The organism is Bradyrhizobium sp. CSA207 (assembly GCF_029051685.1).
Taxonomy (GTDB): domain Bacteria; phylum Pseudomonadota; class Alphaproteobacteria; order Rhizobiales; family Xanthobacteraceae; genus Bradyrhizobium.
The window spans coordinates 1-1,189 of the sequence record NZ_JAACFT010000107.1; the positions used below are offsets into that span (position 1 = coordinate 1).

At 61.5% G+C, this 1,189-nt stretch carries 1 protein-coding gene and 1 pseudogene; both read left to right on the plus strand.

Annotation, left to right across the window (positions count from 1 at the left end; all coding sequences use genetic code 11):
- A pseudogene (locus GWG65_RS40155) lies at positions 1–161 on the plus strand (IS701 family transposase); the annotation flags it as partial.
- 443 nt (positions 162–604) lie between these two features.
- Complete coding sequence (locus GWG65_RS40160) at positions 605–1,114, plus strand: transposase (RefSeq protein WP_275200912.1); 510 nt, start codon at positions 605–607, stop codon at positions 1,112–1,114.
- The last annotated feature ends 75 nt before the right edge of the window (positions 1,115–1,189 follow it).

The window sequence follows — 1,189 nt, forward strand, 5'->3', positions numbered from 1 at the left end:
TCGGGCTCGATCACAACGAGAGCAGATCCTGGCATGGCTGGCACCGTCACGTGTCCCTGGTGATGCTCGCCTTCGCCATGATGGCCGCGATCCGACATCGCGCTAACCCGCCACCGCCCAAAAAAACGAAACGGCGCCCCCCGGCAAAAGCCAAAGCATAACCACGGCCCCGCTGATCCGCTGGTCAATCCAGGAAATCCGCCGCATCGCTATCAGACTTGCTCGAAAGCGGATTCGACCCGCACACATCATCGCATGGTCTTGCTGGCGCAGAGCTCACCAGGCTGCCGCTCAACGCGCCCACTTCAAATCAAAAAAACAACTGTAATGACTAGGCCCGGCAGGGGCTCCACCTATCGCGCGGAAACTCTGTTCAGACAACCCGGACCAGCTCTGTACCCGAAGATAGCGAGATCGATACAAGTGACTCTTGAGCCATCGCGGTTATCCATCCGGTTAGTGTTCCGCGCTTCGCAGCAGTTGTGGCTCATGCGAACAAGCGTAACCGGCATGAGGCCTCCACCTCGTCATGGCGCGGTCGCTTGCGATACAGGCTGGGATGAGCTGATGGGTGGAGGTGAAGCGATGGCAAATGCCATGCTTGATGCCAGGGCAGGAAGGTGACTCTTATCGCCGCGTTGAGGTGATCACCGGGGAGCGCCGGCGGCGACGGTGGACGAGCGAGGAGAAGGCCCGGATCGCGGCGGAGAGCTTTGAGGAGGGGGCGAACATCTCCGAGGTGGCGCGGCGCAATGGCGTTTCCCGCGGACTGCTCACGGTGTGGCGACGCCAGGTAGCGGCGGCAGTGGCCGGCAAAGCCCGGAACTTCGTGCCTATCCAAATTGGCGCCGAGAGCGATGGCGGGATGGCTGGCGAGTCCGAGTGTATTTCGTCGGTACAGATGAAGTCCTTGGAGATTGCCACGCCGCCGGCCAAGGTCTGTGGAGTGGTCGAGATCGAGGTGAACGGGGCGCGCATCCGGGTCGAGCCGGCGTGGAGCTGGCGACGCTTTCGGTGGTGCTATCGGCGCTTCGAGGGATCCGGTGATTGCGCTACGGTCAGACTGAAGTGGACCCCGGAGCTGGGACCATGGATCGGCGAAGTTAAGGTGTGATCCGGCCTGCCTTGTCGTTCACATCAAGCAGCTTCCTGCTGCTGCTTTTGCGTCTGCTGTGGGTATGTGGGCAAC

Coding starts and splice junctions, on each gene's coding strand:
- GWG65_RS40160 (WP_275200912.1), top strand. CDS start 605: ATGCCAGGGCAGGAAGGTGACTCTTATCGCCGCGTTGAGGTGATCACC.